Origin of the sequence: Nonomuraea sp. NPDC049646 (assembly GCF_044465525.1) — a bacterium.
GTDB lineage: Bacteria > Actinomycetota > Actinomycetes > Streptosporangiales > Streptosporangiaceae > Nonomuraea.
Genome location: NZ_JBITLU010000006.1, coordinates 75,672 through 90,621 on the forward strand (window position 1 = coordinate 75,672; position 14,950 = coordinate 90,621).

General features: G+C 75.7%; 10 protein-coding genes. 7 read left to right on the forward strand and 3 right to left on the reverse strand.

Annotated elements, in window-relative coordinates:
- Positions 1 to 5: 5 nt before the first annotated feature.
- The 3 genes from hisG (at position 6) to ACIBQ8_RS18935 (ending at position 3,663) form a co-directional block, all read left to right on the forward strand.
- On the forward strand, positions 6 to 893 hold the full coding sequence (hisG, locus tag ACIBQ8_RS18925) for an ATP phosphoribosyltransferase (protein WP_397169984.1): 888 nt from the start codon (positions 6 to 8) through the stop codon (positions 891 to 893).
- 71 nt (positions 894 to 964) lie between these two features.
- Positions 965 to 2,173 carry a CynX/NimT family MFS transporter gene (locus tag ACIBQ8_RS18930; protein ID WP_397169986.1) on the forward strand — a complete coding sequence of 403 codons (1,209 nt, stop codon included), beginning with the start codon at positions 965 to 967 and terminating at the stop codon, positions 2,171 to 2,173.
- A gap of 50 nt (positions 2,174 to 2,223) precedes the next feature.
- Complete coding sequence (locus ACIBQ8_RS18935; protein ID WP_397169988.1) at positions 2,224 to 3,663, forward strand: cation:proton antiporter; 1,440 nt, start codon at positions 2,224 to 2,226, stop codon at positions 3,661 to 3,663.
- 69 nt (positions 3,664 to 3,732) lie between these two features.
- On the opposite strand, the gene ACIBQ8_RS18940 is transcribed toward ACIBQ8_RS18935, so the two are convergent.
- Both ACIBQ8_RS18940 and ACIBQ8_RS18945 read right to left on the reverse strand, forming a co-directional pair.
- A complete protein-coding gene (locus ACIBQ8_RS18940; protein ID WP_397192562.1) occupies positions 3,733 to 6,897 on the reverse strand; it encodes a hypothetical protein in 3,165 nt (1,054 codons plus the stop codon).
- Between the two features lie 71 nt (positions 6,898 to 6,968).
- On the reverse strand, positions 6,969 to 7,766 hold the full coding sequence (locus ACIBQ8_RS18945) for a class I SAM-dependent methyltransferase (protein WP_397192563.1): 798 nt from the start codon (positions 7,764 to 7,766) through the stop codon (positions 6,969 to 6,971).
- Positions 7,767 to 7,838: 72 nt separating this feature from the next.
- On the opposite strand from ACIBQ8_RS18945, the gene ACIBQ8_RS18950 reads away from it, so the two are divergent.
- The gene (locus ACIBQ8_RS18950) at positions 7,839 to 8,438 is read left to right on the forward strand and encodes a TetR/AcrR family transcriptional regulator (protein ID WP_397169993.1); all 600 of its coding nucleotides are present in this window, start codon (positions 7,839 to 7,841) and stop codon (positions 8,436 to 8,438) included.
- Positions 8,439 to 8,447: 9 nt separating this feature from the next.
- Here ACIBQ8_RS18950 and ACIBQ8_RS18955 read toward each other — a convergent pair whose 3' ends face one another.
- A complete protein-coding gene (locus tag ACIBQ8_RS18955; protein WP_397192564.1) occupies positions 8,448 to 9,473 on the reverse strand; it encodes a hypothetical protein in 1,026 nt (341 codons plus the stop codon).
- A 98-nt stretch (positions 9,474 to 9,571) separates the two neighbouring features.
- On the opposite strand from ACIBQ8_RS18955, the gene ACIBQ8_RS18960 reads away from it, so the two are divergent.
- The 3 genes from ACIBQ8_RS18960 (at position 9,572) to ACIBQ8_RS18970 (ending at position 14,933) form a co-directional block, all read left to right on the forward strand.
- The gene (locus tag ACIBQ8_RS18960; RefSeq protein WP_397169996.1) at positions 9,572 to 10,354 is read left to right on the forward strand and encodes an SAM-dependent methyltransferase; all 783 of its coding nucleotides are present in this window, start codon (positions 9,572 to 9,574) and stop codon (positions 10,352 to 10,354) included.
- 115 nt (positions 10,355 to 10,469) lie between these two features.
- Positions 10,470 to 13,499: a hypothetical protein gene (locus ACIBQ8_RS18965; protein WP_397192565.1), complete on the forward strand. Its 3,030-nt coding sequence runs from the start codon at positions 10,470 to 10,472 to the stop codon at positions 13,497 to 13,499.
- 54 nt (positions 13,500 to 13,553) lie between these two features.
- Positions 13,554 to 14,933 carry an FAD-dependent monooxygenase gene (locus ACIBQ8_RS18970; protein WP_397192566.1) on the forward strand — a complete coding sequence of 460 codons (1,380 nt, stop codon included), beginning with the start codon at positions 13,554 to 13,556 and terminating at the stop codon, positions 14,931 to 14,933.
- Positions 14,934 to 14,950: the final 17 nt, after the last annotated feature.

Genomic DNA, 14,950 nt, shown 5'->3' on the forward strand with positions numbered 1-14,950 from the left:
GAACCATGATCTCGCTCGCCCTGCCGAAGGGCTCGCTGGAGCGGCGGGCCCTGGAGCTGTTCGCGACCGCGGGGCTGCCCGTACGGCGGCGCTCGGACCGCTCCTACCGCGGCACGGTGGACCACTCCGGCGTGTCGCACGTGGCCTTCTACAAGCCGCGCGAGATCCCCCTGGTCGTCGGGGACGGCACCTTCGACCTCGGGCTCACCGGCGCCGACTGGGTGGAGGAGACCGGGGCCGAGGTCGAGGTGGTGGAGTCGTTCGACTACTCCAGGAACACCGAGCGGCCGTGGCGGCTGGTGCTCGCGGTGCCGTCCGGCCATCCCGCCCGCAGCGCCGCCGACCTCGACGACGGGGTCAGGGTGGCCACCGAGTACCCGAACATCGGCCGCCGCTTCTTCCGCGAGGCGGGACGGCGGGCCGAGGTGGTCGTGTCCTACGGCGCGACCGAGGCCAAGATCCCCGAGCTGGCCGACGCCATGATGGACGTCGTGGAGACCGGCCACTCGCTGCGCCAGAACGACCTGCGCGTCATCGAGACCGTCCGGACCTGCGGCGCGCAGCTCGTCGCCAACCCGGCCGCCTACGCCGACCCGGCCAGGCGCGGCGTGATCAGGAACGTCGCCCTGCTGCTGCGCGCCGCCTGGGTGGGCCCGGCCCACGTGCTGCTGACCGTGCGCGCCCCCGCCGACCGGCTGGCCGAGGTGGCGCCCGCGATGCCGGGCCAGTCGTGGCGCGCGGGCGCCGACCTCGCGGACGGGACCATGGTCGTGCTCCAGGGCGTCCTGCCCAGGCGGGAGGTGCCCGAGACGATCGACGCGCTGCTGTCGGCCGGGGCGGTCAACGTCACGGAGTCGGGCATCGGCATCTTCGCCACGGGGGAAGCGGGTTGATCGGCGCCGCCGGCATGGCGAAGATCGGACGTGGGAACCCCGGCCCGCGAAGCGCAGTGCGAAGGAGACTCATGGACCCCCGGTCGGCGGCAGAGATCACGGAGGCGTCCCCGCGGCGCTCCCCCTGGCTGACGATCCTCCTCGTCTACGTCGGCGGGGTGGTCGGCGCGATGAGCCTCGGCAAGTTCTCCTCGGTCGGGCCGGCGATGGCGGCCCAGCTCGGGCTGTCGCTGTCGGAGCTGGGCTGGGTGATCTCGGCGGTGGTCGGCGTCGGGGCCGCGGTCGGCCTGCCGGCGGGCTATCTCGTCCGCCGCTTCGGCACCGGGCGGTCGCTGGTCACTGGGCTCGTCCTGATCGCGGCGGCGGGCGCGGCGAGCATGGCGGCGAACGACTTCGCCTGGCTGCTGGTCGCCCGCGGCGTCGAGGGCGTCGGCTACGTCCTGGTCACCATCTCCTGCCCGGCGCTGATCCTGCGCCTGGCCCACGAGCGCGACCGGGGCACCGCCCTGTCGGTCTGGGCGACGTTCGTCCCGGTCGGGCTGGGGGCCAGCACGCTGGCCGGCGGCGCGGCCGGCGACGCGCTGGGCTGGCGCGGCTGGACCGGCCTGATCGCCGGGCTGACGCTGCTGGTCGCCGCGGTGACGTGGGCGCGGCTGCCGCGCGGCGGCGCGGCGCAGGCCGCCGGCCCGGTGCCCCGGGCGCGGGCGCTGGCCTGGCCGGGCGTGCTGGCCGCGGCCTTCTGCCTGACCGCGCTGGTGACCATCCCGGTGATCGTGCTGCTGCCCACGCTGCTCATCGAGCAGTACGGCCGCTCGGCCGCCGCCGCGGGCGCGCTCACCTCGGTGATCTCGCTGCTCGGCGTGGCCGGCGGGCTGGCGGTGGGCGTGCTGCTGCGCAGGGGCGTACGGGTCGGCGTGCTGGCCCTGTCCGGCTTCCTCGTCGTGCCGGCCGCCTGGATCCTGTACGCCGGCGGCTCCGCCGGCGGCGCGCTCACCGGCGCGGGCGTCATCTCCATGGAGAACGGCTTCCTCGGCGCCCTCGTCTTCGCCGCGCTCCCCCTCGTCCTTGAGCGCCTCGACCACGCCGACGTCGGCAACGGCGTCATCGCCCAGGCCGGCAGCCTCGGCTCCCTGCTCGGTCCCCCGCTGTTCGGCCTGGTGGCGAGCGAGCTCGACTATCAGGCGCTGATCCCCGTCATCGCCGTCGGCATCGTCGCCGCCGTCGGCGCCCTGCTGCTGATCGGCCGGCGGGCGGCCCGGCCGCTCCCTGCCGCCGACTGAGCCGGCGCGGGGCCGGGAGCCCATCGCGGAGTACGCAGGAAGGTGCGACCATGCGCGGACACGACCCGCTCGACGACACCGAACAGGCCCTGCTGCCCGCCCCGGCCCGGGGCCTGGCGGTCGCGCTGCTGCTGATCGCCGTGGCGGGCGTGTCGATGTCGCTGGTGTTCGGGCCCGGCGCGCAGCAGCCGGGGCATCCGGCGGCGCCGGCCGCGCACGCCGGGGTGCCGCCCGCCCAGGCGATCCTGCGGCTGTTCCTCGCCGTGGCGGTCATCGGCGGGCTGGCCTCGCTGGGCGGCGTCCTGGCGCGCCGGGCCGGCCAGCCGTCCGTGGTGGGGCAGATGGTGGCCGGGCTGCTGCTCGGGCCGTCCGCGCTGGGCTCGCTGGCGCCGGGGGTGTCCGCGCTGATCCTGCCCGGCTGGGTCGCGCCGCAGCTCGAACTGCTGGCCCAGGCCGGGCTGGCGGTCTTCATGTTCACGGTGGGGCGGGAGTTCGACCCGGCCGCACTCGGCCGGCAGCGCGTGGTCGTGGGGGTGGCCGCGCTGGCGATGACGGCCGTGCCGTTCGCCCTGGGAGCGGTCGCGGCGGTGCCGTTCGCCGATGCGCTGGCCGGGCCGTCGGCGTCGGGCACGGCGTTCGTCCTGTTCGCCGGGACGGCGTTGAGCGTCACCGCGTTCCCCGTGCTGGCCAGGATCCTCCAGGAGGCCGGGCTGACCGCCACCCGGCTGGGCTCGCTGGCGATCCTGTGCGCGGGGCTGGCCGACGTGCTCGCCTGGTGCGCGCTGGCCGCGGTGATCGCCCTCGCGCACGCCGGCTCCCCCGCGGGCGTGCTGACCTCGCTGGGGCTGGCCGCCGCCCTGGTGTTCGCCGTGACCCTCGTCGTACGCCCCGCGCTCGCCGCCCTCGCGGCCCGGCACGCCGCCCGCCGGCTGCCCGCTCCGGCCGCGCTCGCCCTGGTCCTGGGCCTGATCTTCGCCCTGGCGGCGGCGACCGACGCCATCGGCGTGCACGCCATCTTCGGCGCCCTGCTGGCCGGGGTCGCCTTCCCGCGCGACGCCCCCGTGCTCGGCGCGGTGCCCGAACGTCTCGGCTCGCTCAACCGCGCGATGCTGCTGCCGGTGTTCTTCGCCTCGATCGGGCTGCGCACCGACGTGCACCTGGCGTTCGGCCATCCGGTGGTGCTGCTGGGCGGGGCGGTGCTGCTGGTGGCCGCCGTCGTCGGCAAGCTGGGCGCGGCCGGGGTGATCGCCTGGGCGGGCGGCATGCCGGGGCGCCTCGCGCTCGGGCTCGGCGTGCTCATGAACGCCCGCGGCGTCACCGAGATCGTCGTGCTCAGCACCGGGCTCGGCATGGGACTGATCGCGCCCGGCACGTTCACGGTGCTCGTGCTGATGGCCCTGATCACCACCATGATGACCGCGCCCGCCCTGCGCCGCCTCGGCCTGTACGCCCCTGCCACGGCCGAGCCGCGGACGCCGCAACCGGCCTGAGCCGGCCGCGACGTCCTCATGGCGGGGCCCTCATGGCGGGGTCCTCATGGCGGGGCCCTCATGGCGGGGTCAGTAGACCTCGCTCCGGTTGTTCACTATCTCGTCGAGCATCGAGGTCGTGTCGGACCAGCGCCCGGCCGCCGCGCCGCCGGGCGGCAGGGCGAGGGTGGCGAAGGCGTACCTGACCGCCTCGCCGACCGTGCGCACCCCGAGCCGCCGCACGAGCGGCGAGTCGAGCCGGGTGCTCGCGTTGACCTGCCGGGCCGCCAGGTCGAGCAGCGTGGCCAGGAGCTGGAACCGGGCCGGCCCCGGCTGCGGGCCGCCGGCCGACAGCGTGGCGAGGGCCTCGGCGTCGCCCAGCTCGCCGTCCCCCTGGCTGTCGAAGCGCTGGTCGGTGGCCTGGACGCGGGCCAGGAACTCGGCCGTGCGCGCCTCCTGGTGCGTCTTCCAGTAGCCGTGCGAGCGCGGGTCGCGGGTCGGGGCGACCTCGGTGACGGTCGTCGTGGCGGACGCCGTGGCCGGCTCGTAGACGCAGCCGTTGGCGTTCCGGTACGCGGCGGCCGCCGTGTCGGGCAGCTCGGCGCCCTTGGTGAACAGCAGGCCGGGCCGGGCCGTGAACCCCACGGACACGTCCGCGCCGGGGGCGAGGGGGCCGAGCGTCCAGGTCAGGGTGGTGGTGCCGTCCGGGTTGCGGGTGACCGTGCCGGGCCGGGGGCCGGTGCCGCGGTCGAGCGCGCTGCTGTAGTAGACCTCCTTGGGCAGCGTGTCGGTGAGGACGACGCCGGTGGCCCCGCCGCTGCCGACGTTGGCCGCCCGCAGCCCCACGGTCATCGCCTCCCCGGCGTTCACCGTGGCCGGGGCGGTCTTGGTCAGGGTGAGCCGCGGCGCGTGCACGGTGGTGGCGGCCTTGGCGGTGTTGTTGCCCGTCTCGGCCTCGGGGCCGCCCGCGGTGTCCGTCGCGGTGGCGGTGGCCGTGTTGGTCAGGACGGCCGCGTCGGCCGTGTCGCACGGCACCGTGTACGTGAACGTCTCGGTCGCGGACCGTCCGGCGCCCAGGTAGGGAACCTGGCGGGCCTGGGCCGGGCCGGTGGGCGGGGTGTCGGTCACGCCGACGTTGGCCGCCGGGCCGGTGCCGACGTTGTCCAGCTTCACCTGGTAGGTGAGGGTGTCGCCGGGTTCGGCGTCGCGCTTGTCCACGCTCTTGGCGGTGACGATGTCGGGGTCGTAGAGGTTGAAGAAGGACATCTCCTGCCGTACGGCGGTGGTGAAGTCGAGCTCCTTCTCCGGCGGCTCGGCGCCCGAGCCGCTGCACGTGGGCGCGGACACGGGGAAGCTGCTGCAGGCCGAGCCCTTGGCGTCGGGCGACTGCGCGGCCCGGTACTTGACGGCCGCCCAGTCGTCGTGGTCGCGCAGGGTCGTGCTGCCGCCGCTGGCGTTGAGGTCCACGTTGACCGTCCCGGTGTCGATGAGCGGGGCGCCGGTGCCGGGGGCGGTGTTGTCGTTCCAGTTGATCGGCGCGTTGCCGGCGGCCGAGCGCAGCGGCCGGAACGTGCTGGTCGGGTTGGCGAGGTTGTCGGTCCACCAGAAGGTGTGGTCGGTGCCGTCGCCGATGCCGGCGGACTCGTTCAGCGTGCCCTCGGCGAGCGGCGGCAGGCGGCCGCTGGAGTAGCCGACCCGGATCGCGCCGATCTTCCAGTCCCTGAGCTGGTTGACCAGCAGCGGCGGCGGGCCCGTGGGGATGCCCGACTGGAAGAAGTAGTTCATGACGCTGAGGTAGTTCGGCTTCCACTGGTCGTTGACGTCGCCGCCGTGCCGCAGGCCCAGGGCGTGCCCGAGCTCGTGCATGATGGTCCCGGCCTGGTCCTGGACGGTGCCGACCTCGGCGTCGTCCCGGCCGGTGCCGACGGTGAGCACCTGCCGGTCGGTCGGGTCCGCGCTGGTGGTGTCGCACGTACGGTCCGGGCCCACGTGGATCTGGGTGCCGATCACCACGTCGTCGCCCGCCGGGGTGGTCTGGAGCCGCCCGTCGCCGCCGTAGTCCACGCCGAAGTCGGCCACGCACATCGTCCGCCACGAGCCGAAGGTGACGATGAAGTCCTTGTTGTTGTCCCTGGTGGGCTCGCAGCACTGCCCCGACGTGCCCGGCGACGGCGAGCTGCCGGTCGCGGTGGTGACGACGAGGTCGTGGGCGAAGATCGCGTAGTGCGCGTACCGGGCCAGTTCGGCGGGGAAGTCGGCGGCGCGCGCGTCGCGGAAGTCGCTGTCGTCGGCCAGGCCCATGTCGGCCTGTTCGGGCAGTTGCGTGCCCTGGAGGTAGACGAAGTCGACGCCGTCCCGGTGCGTCCCGGGGTACGGGCACGGGTTCTCCGCCTTGACCGGCGCGGCGTCGAAGGCGTTCTTGACCAGGGTGATCGCGTCCGGCTTGGGGCGGTGGGAGTGCCTGGCGTCGGCCATGTAGTCGGCCTGCAGCACGATCGTCTTGCGGCACGGGTCCGCGCCGAGCGCCGGGAGGTCGGCGATGACCGCGCCGTTCCGGTCGCGGATCCCGGACAGCTCGACGAGGTCGGGGATGCCGTCGTGGTCGGTGTCGGGCATCACGGTGGAGACGGTGAAGCCGATCCTGGTCTTCCTGCCGTCGTTGTCCCTGGGGAAGCCGTGGTCGCCGTCGCCCTCGGCGCACGTCTGGCCCTTCTGCCGCCCTTGCGAGTCGACGCACGGCGTGCCGAACTGGACGCCGTCGCCCGACAGGGTGCCCGAGCGCACGTCGTAGACGAGGTCGAGGTCGAGGTCGTCGTTCTGGGGGCTGATGTCCATGCGGTCGTCGTTGGTGTTGAGGCCGCCGTCGTAGTCCCAGAGGGCGACGGTGATGTTCACGGTCGGCTGGTCGCCGGGCAGGTCGGACTTGGTGAAGACCCAGCCGTTGGGGGCCTCGGGCAGGCCGAGGGGCTCGAACTCGTCGTCCTCGATGCGCGGGCCCGTTTCGAGCGGGCCGTCGGCGATCTTGACCTTCGGGTAGTAGTCGCCGTCGCCGACGCCTCCGCTGTCCGGGTCCTCGATCTGGCGGAGATAGTCGATGGAGAAGGTCAGCGAGAAGCCGGGGGCCGCCGCCGACGCCGGCGTCGCCAGCGCCGGGATCAAGGCGGCGACCAGCACGCCGATCGCGGCGAACGAGAGCCGCCCGCGCCACCGCGCCGGCCCTTTCCGCCCGGTTCTCATGCCATGTGTGACGCTCACGGTGGTTCCTCCTGGAGTGTCGCTCTGAGGAGGATCGTCCGCGCGCGTTCCCATGACCGCATGAGTAACGGCTACTCAGCCCGCCGCGCGGCGGTGAGCACCAGGACGTCGTAGTGGACGGTGAAGGCGCCGCCCACCGCGTCGATCGCGGCCCCGATGCCGGCCAGCAGCTCCTCGCGCCGCTCCGGCGGCAACCCGGTGACCGGGCCGTGCGTGGGCACCTGCGCCAGCCACTCGTCACGGGTGTAGCCGCGCTCCCACGCGAAGTCCCACCGCTCGGGCTCGCCGAACGCGCCCGCGGCCCGGACGCCGTCGACGATCTTGTCGAGCAGCGACGTGTACATGCCCACGGCGGGGCCGGCCTGGCCGAGCGCCGGCAGGTCGGGCAGCACCCGGCGGTAGACCTCGGCGAAGGCGCCGGCCAGGGCGTCCGGCGTCTGGAAGACGTTCCAGAACAGCGCCAGCCTGCCTGCGGGCCGCAGCACCCGGGCCGCCTTGGCCGCGCCCGCGACCGGGTCGATCCAGTGCCAGGTCTGGCCGGCGACGACCGCGTCGAACGTGCGCCCGGCCGGGTCCCAGGACTCGAAGGCGGCCACGTCCACCTCGATGCCGTCGCGCCGGGCCAGGTCGGCCATGCGCGGGTCCACGTCCACGCCGGACACCCGGCAGCCGATCGCCTGGAACTGGCGGGCCGCGATGCCGGTGCCGATGCCGACGTCGAGCACGTCGGGGCCGGGGCTCGCCGCGGCGATCCGGGCCACCATCTCGTCGGGGTAGCGGGGGCGGGTGCGGTCGTAGCGGTCGGCGTCGGCGCCGAAGGACTCGGCCATCCGCCGGTGCAGGTGCGGCTCGTTCTCTTGAGTGGGCATGCGCCCACTCTAATGGGCGCGCGCCCACTCGTCTACGCTGAACGTGATTCGCCCAGGAAGGAGACCGGCCCGGTGCCCACCGGCATTGCCCTCCGCGACGTGCGCGAACAGCTCTTCGACGCCGCCGAGCGCATCCTGCTCCGCGACGGACCCAACGCCCTGACCAGCCGCGCGGTCACCACCGAGGCGGGCTGCGCCAAGGGCGTGCTCCACCGCCACTTCGCCGACTTCGACGCCTTCCTCGCCGAGCTGGTGACCGACCGCATCCGCCGCGTCGAGGCCCAGTCCGCCGCCCTGCGGGCGAGCGCGGGCACCGGCACCGTCGCGGGGAACCTCACCCTCGCGCTGCTGGAGCTGTTCGGCTCGGTCGCCGTGGCCGTCGTCGGCCTCGTCATCTCCCGCGACGGCCTGCGCGCCCGCCTGCGCCAGGCCGGGTCGTCCGGCCTCCCGCTCCTCGGCGAGGCCACGACCATGATCGCCGCCTACCTCGCCGCCGAGCGCGAGATGGGCCGCATCGCGGTCGACGCCGACGTCGAGGCCCTGGCGCTCACCCTGATCGGCAGCGCCCACCTGCTGTTCGCCGGCCGCGAGGACGACCCGCCCGACGCCGCCGTCGTCGAGTGGATCGTCACCACGGCCATCGCCGACGCCGTCCAGCGCCGCCTGCTCTGAGCCCCCGCCTCACCGGGCCGCGGCCGCCCCCAGGGCGATGGGCCACACGACCAGCAGGTACGCCTCCGACGGCTGGTTCGACGGCGCCGACCGGTCCCGGCGGCGGCCGTGGACGCGCAGGCCGTACCGCCCGGCGCCCTGGGGCGTCAGGTCGATCGGTTCGTCGGCGACGCCCTGGACGCGCATCACGCCGGTGGTGGTGACGAACTCGACCTCCTCGCTCTCCTCCCAGCCCCGCGCCGCCGCCACGGGCGGGCCGTCCTGCCAGTTCACGTGCAGGCCGACGCGTCCGGCGCGCTTGTCCGTACGGATGAGCAGCGAGTCGGGGGCGGCGGCGACCAGCCCGTCCGGCAGCGGCGGCGGGACCGCGGTGTCCTGGAAGGGGTTGACGATCCGGATCCGGTGGTCGGCGGTCCCCACCGTGTCCCGTACCGGAGGCGGCAGCGCGGGCCGCTCGTCCCCGCCCCGCGACCGGCGGCCGCGCTCGGACTGCGGATCGTTGTGCTCGCGCGCCCACCGCCGGATCTCGGCCGACTTGCCGGGCAGCCCCAGTTCCTCGGCGACCCCGACGCCGAGCCTGGCCGCCGCCTCCGGCCCGGTCTCCACCGGCCAGACGGTCACCAGGTAGAACTCGAACGGCACCTCCGGCACCGCGGCGGGGTCGAGGTCCCGGCCGCGGGCCTGCACGCGCATGCCGTACCGGCCCGGCCCCTGGGGTGTCAGGAGGGGCAGGGCGTCCGGCGGGGAGTGCATCATGCCGGACAGGCGCACCTCGCCGGTGAAGGTGACGAGCTCCACCTCCTCGGTCTCGTCCCAGCCCTCGGCGTCGAGGGGCGGGGCGGTCCCGGCCAGCCGTACGGTCACGTCCACGACGCCGGTGTGGATGCCCGTCCGGATCACGGCGGCGCCGGGGGCCGAGGCGGTCAGTCCGTTGGGGACGGTTCCCGGATGGTCGCGGCCCGGCTCGCCGACCACGATCTGGTGACAGGTGACGTGCACGTCGGCCCTGGCTCGGGCGGGAGGTAAGTGGATCATCCCCGGAAGCCTAGGCCCGGGAGGCCGGACGTGGCCCGTGGGAGGGATCTTGGGGCTACGATCTCCCCCGTAGCCCCTTTCGTCCGGAAGGCGTCGCGATGAGCGATCGTTCGCTGAACACCGATGTTCCGAGCCCCGCCCGTATCTACGACCTGTGGCTGGGCGGCAAGGACAACTACGAGATCGACCGGATGGTGAGCGAGCAGATCCTCGCCGCCGTGCCCGACCTGCCGGTGCTGGCCCGTACGAACAGGGAGTTCCTCGGCCGCGCGGTGCGGTACATGGCCGGGGAGGCGGGCATCCGGCAGTTCCTGGACATCGGCACCGGCATCCCCACGGCGGACAACACCCACCAGGTCGCCCAGGCGGTGGCCCCGGACAGTCACGTCGTGTACGTCGACAACGACCCCATGGTCCTGGCCCACGCGCGGGCGCTGCTGCGGGCCGCGCCCGCGGGGACGACCGCCTTCGTCGACGCCGACCTGCGCGAGCCCGGCAAGATCCTGGCCGCCGCCGCCGAGTACCTCGACTTCGACCGGCCGATCGGGCTGACCCTGCTCGGCGTCGTGGACTTCCTCCCCGACACCGGCCAGGCTCGTTCGATCATCGCCGAGCTGCTGGAGCCGATGGCCCCGGGCAGCCACCTGGCCATCTCCCACGGCGTGGTCGGCAGGCAGCTCGAAGAGGGCGTCCGCCACTGGAACGAGAGCGGCGGGGCGCCCATGACGCTGCGCAGCCTTGAGGAGGTCACGAGCTTCTTCGACGGGCTGGAGCTGCTGGAGCCGGGCGTCGTGCCGCTGCCGCGCTGGCGTCCCGTCCCCGAGACGCTGTACGCCGACCGCGAGGCCGTCTACTGCGCGGGCGTCGGCCGCAAGCGCTGACCGTCCCCGGCTTCGCGCCGGACCGGGCGATGCCGCCTTCCCGACCGGCGTACGCCGCCTGGCGGGCCCGCGTACCCTGAGTCCCCGATCGACTTCGCTGAGTGACGGGAGCGGGATGGACGACGGGTTCGGCGCGGGGCTGGGGAGCGAGCGGGACCGGTGCGCGCGGGATCCGTGCCCCTGGCCGCCGGGTCCGTTCACGACCGGGGACGCCAGGTGGTTCTTCGGGCGCGAGCGGGTCGTGTCCGAGCTGGTGGCGCTGCTCGGGGAGCCGCGCGCCGCCCACCCCGTGGTGCTGTCCGGGGCGGCGGGGGCGGGCAAGACGTCGGTGCTGGCCGCCGGGCTGGTGCCGGCCATCCTGGCGGGCTCGCCCGCGGGGGCGACGGAGCGGGCTCGCGCCGGGGTGTTGTGGCGTACGCCCGGCTCGCCGGTCCGGGGCGGGGGGCGGCCGGTGGAGGAGTGCGCGCTGCTGGTGGTCGACCGGTTCGAGGAGCTGTTCACGGCTCGGGCGGGGTCCGGGCGCACGGCGTACGTCGAGGAGCTGTGCGCGCTCGCGGCGGGCGGGCTGCCGGTGGTGATCGGGATGCGGGCCGGCTGTTACGAGCGGTGCCTGGGGTTTCCGCCGCTGGTCGAGGCGCTGCGGGTGCGGTCGCTGCCGCTCGGGCCGATGACCGGCGACGAGCTGCGCCGCGCGATCATCGAACCGGCCCGGGTGGCCGGGCTGTCCCTGGAGCCGGGGCTGGCCGAGACGATCCTGCACGACCTGGGCGTCCGCGACGACGCCCCGGCGGCGGCCGACGCGCTGCCCCGCCTGTCCCAGGCGATGCGCGCCACCTGGCACCGCCGCGACGGCGACACCCTCACCCACGCCGCCTACCGGCACGCCACCGCACCACCCCTCACCCCGGGCCCCGCGCTGCCCTCCTCCGACCGGGAGGAGCCCGCTGGGCCGGTCCTTGACCCCGAGCCGGCGGCTCCCTCCTCTGGCGGAAGGGCCGTGGACCGCTCGTCCGGCTCCGGCGTGGGCGCCAAGGGGTGTCCGGTCGGGCGGAGGGTGCGGGGGCTGGTCGTGGCGCTGGTGGTGCTCGTGGTGGTCGCCGGGGCGGGCGCGGGGCTGGCGTGGCAGAAGAGCGGCCGGGCGAGCGCCGCCCGCGTCACCGCGCTCGCCGAGCGGGCCGCCGTCCAGGCGCGGGCGCTGCGGGCCACGGACCCGGCGCTGGCGATGCAGGTGGCGGTGGCCGCCCAGGGCCTGGCCGACACCCCGGGCACCCGCGGCACGCTGCTCGACACCGCAGAGCCGTACGCCACCCGCCTGCGCTCGGCCGGCGACCGGCTGCGGGCCATCGCCTACAGCCAGGACCACGCCCTGCTCGCGACCGGCGCCGACAACGGCGTGGTCGAGCTGTGGGACGCCACCGACTCGCGCCGCCGCACCCCGCTGGCCACCCTGCCGCGCGCCGCCGGGCCGGTCGGCGCGCTCGCCTTCCGGCCGTCCGGGGGGGACCGCGTCCTGCTGGCGGCCACCGGGCAGGGGGTCGAGGTGTGGAACGTCGTGGACCCCGCCCGCCCCCGGCACGTCGCCGCCCTGCCCGGCGCGGCGACGGCGGCGTTCACGCCGGACGGCCGCACGGTGCTCGCCGCCGCCGCGCACGGCGTCCGGCGCTGGCGGCTCGCCGGCCGCCCGGTCGCCCTGCCCCCGGTACGCGCCTCCGCCCAGGTCACCCGCTTCGCCGTCGGCGACGACACGGTGGTCACCGGCCACGACGACGGCAGCGTGCGCCTGTGGGACCCGGCGCGGCCCGCCGCCCCCGCGGACACGATCGCGACCGGCCTCCAGGACGGCCCCGCCGCGCTCGCGATCAGCCCCGACGGCGGCGCGCTGGCCTGGTCGGCGCCCGGCCGCGGCACCTGGCTCTGCCCCCTGCGCGCCCGCCGCTGCGCCCGGCCCGTCCGGTACGGCGACCCCGCCGGCGCCCTGGCCTTCAGCCCGGACGGCACCGTCCTGGCCGCCGCCGGCGACGACCGCGCGGTCCGGCTGTGGAGCGTGGACACCCGCGCGGAGGTCACCTCGTTCCCGCACCCCGACCGCGTGCTCGGCCTCGCCTTCACCGCCGACGGCCAGGCCCTGGCCACCGGTTCGGCGGCCGGCGCGTTCTACCAGTGGCGTCATCCGGTCCGCGTGCCCGACCCGGTGACCGGGCTGGTCCTGAGCCGGGACCGGACGCTCATGGCCACGACCGGCCCGCGCGGCGGCGCGCTGTGGGACGTCCGCGACCCCCGCCACCGCGTGCTGCTGTCGCGCTGGAACGTTCCAGCAGCCGCCGGTCCGGCGCTGAGCGGCGACGGCCGCCGCCTGGCCACCGTCGAGCGCGGCGTGGCCGTGACCGTGTGGGACATCCGCGACCCCTACCGCCCGGCCCGGCACGCCCGGCTGCCGGTGCGCGGCCTCGCGGTCGCCGCGCTCAGCCCCGACGGACGCGTCCTGGCCACCGGCGACCACGGCGGCCGGCTGCTGCTCTGGGACGTCACCGGCCCGCCCCGCCGCCTGGCCGCCCGCGACGGCTTCGGCGACGTCGGCGCGCTCGACTTCAGTCCCGGCGGCGGCCTGCTGGCCAGCGGCGGCGCCGACCGCGGCGTACGGCTGTGGGACGTGCGCCGCCACGCCCTCGACCAGGTCGCCCACCACGAGGAGCACGCCGACGCGGTGGCCGGCGTGCGCTTCGGCCCGAAGGGCGACGTGCTGGTCAGCACCGGCCACGACCGGACCGCGCGCGTCTGGCGGATCGCCGACCCGGGCCGCGCCCCCCGTCCGGCGGTCCTGCGCGGGCACGGCGACACCGTCCTGATCGCCGGGTTCAGCCCCGACGGCGCCGCCCTGGCCACCACGGACGCCTCCCGCACCACCCGCCTGTGGGACCTGCGCTCCCGCCGGCCGATCGCCGAGCTGTCCCACCGCGACCTCGGGACCGTCCTGTACGCCGACGACCACACCCTCGTCTCGGCCGCCGGGCACGACCTGCGGCTGTGGGACCTGCGACCGGAGTCGGTGGCCGCGCGCGTCTGCGAGGCCGCCGGGATGCCGCTCACCCGGGCCGAGTGGCGGCGCTACTTCGACGACCTGCCCTACCGTCCGCCCTGCTCGTGACCTCCGGCAGGGCGCTGACAGAGATCTGGCAGCGGTACCTGGCACGGTCCCCTCATGACGGACAAGACGGACGTGCTCATCGTCGGCGCCGGGCCCACCGGCCTCACCCTCGCCGTGGAGCTGGCCCGGCGCGGGATCGCCCATCGCGTCGTCGAGCGGGCGGCGGCGCCCTCGGCGGGCTCGAAGGGCAAGGGCCTCCAGCCGCGGACGCTGGAGATCTTCGACGACCTCGGGATCGTCGACCGGGTCCTGGCCGGGACGACGCCCTACCCGCCGATCCGGGTCAGGATCGGGCGGCTGCCGGTCTACCGGGGCCGCATGCACCGGCCGGCGGCGGCGAGCGAGCAGGTGCCGTACCCGATGGTGCGGATGCACCCGCAGTGGCGCACCGAGGCGGTGCTGCGGGAACGGCTGGCCGAGCTGGGCGGCGCGGTCGAGCACGGCGCCGAGCTGACGGGCTTCGCGCAGGACGCGCACGGCGTGACGGCCCGGCTCGGCACCGGGACGACGCTGCGGGCCCGCTACCTGGTCGCCGCCGACGGCGGCAGGAGCACGGTGCGCAAGGCGCTCGGCATCGGGTTCACCGGCCAGACCCGCGAGGAGGAGCGCATGGTCCTCGGGGACGTGCGCGTCGAGGGGCTGGACCGCGAGCACATCCACGCCTGGGTGCGTCCTGGCAGGGGGATGGTGGCGCTCCATCCCATGGCCGGCACCGACGCCTTCCAGTTCATGGCCCCGCTCAGGCCGGGCGCGACGCCGGACCTGACCCTGGCCGGCTTCCGGCGGATCTTCGCCGAACGCTCGATGCTGCGCGCGGTCCGCGTCACCGAGCTGCTGTGGTCCTCGCTCTACCGGGTCAACATCCGGCTGGCCGACGCCTACCGCGCCGGGCGGGTGCTGCTGGCCGGGGACGCCGCCCACGTGCACTCCCCGGCGGGCGGCCAGGGGCTCAACACCGGCGTCCAGGACGCCTACAACCTGGGCTGGAAGCTCGCCCGCGCGCTGTCCGGCGGGCCGGCGTCGCTGCTGGACAGCTACGAGGAGGAGCGCCGCCCGGTCGCCGCCCGCGTGCTCGGCCTCAGCACGGACCTGCACGACCGGAAGTCGTACAAACGGGACGAGGAGACCTACCAGCTCCGGGTCGGCTACCGGGGCGGCTCGCTGGCCCGCGCGGGCGGCGAGCGGGTGCCCGACGGGCCGCTGCGGCTGGCCGACGGCTCCCGGGCGCGCCTGTTCGACCTGCTGCGCGGCCCGCACTTCACGCTGCTGTCGCCGGACCCCGCGCCCCGCGTGCCGGGCGGGCCGCAGGTGCGGGCGTACGCGCCGGCCGAACCGTACGGCGGGGTGCGGCACACGCTCGTGCGCCCGGACGGCCACGTCGGGATCGCCACGGACTCCGCCGCCGAGCTGGCCCACTACCTGACCCTGGTGTGAGCCGCCCTTTGTAGTGA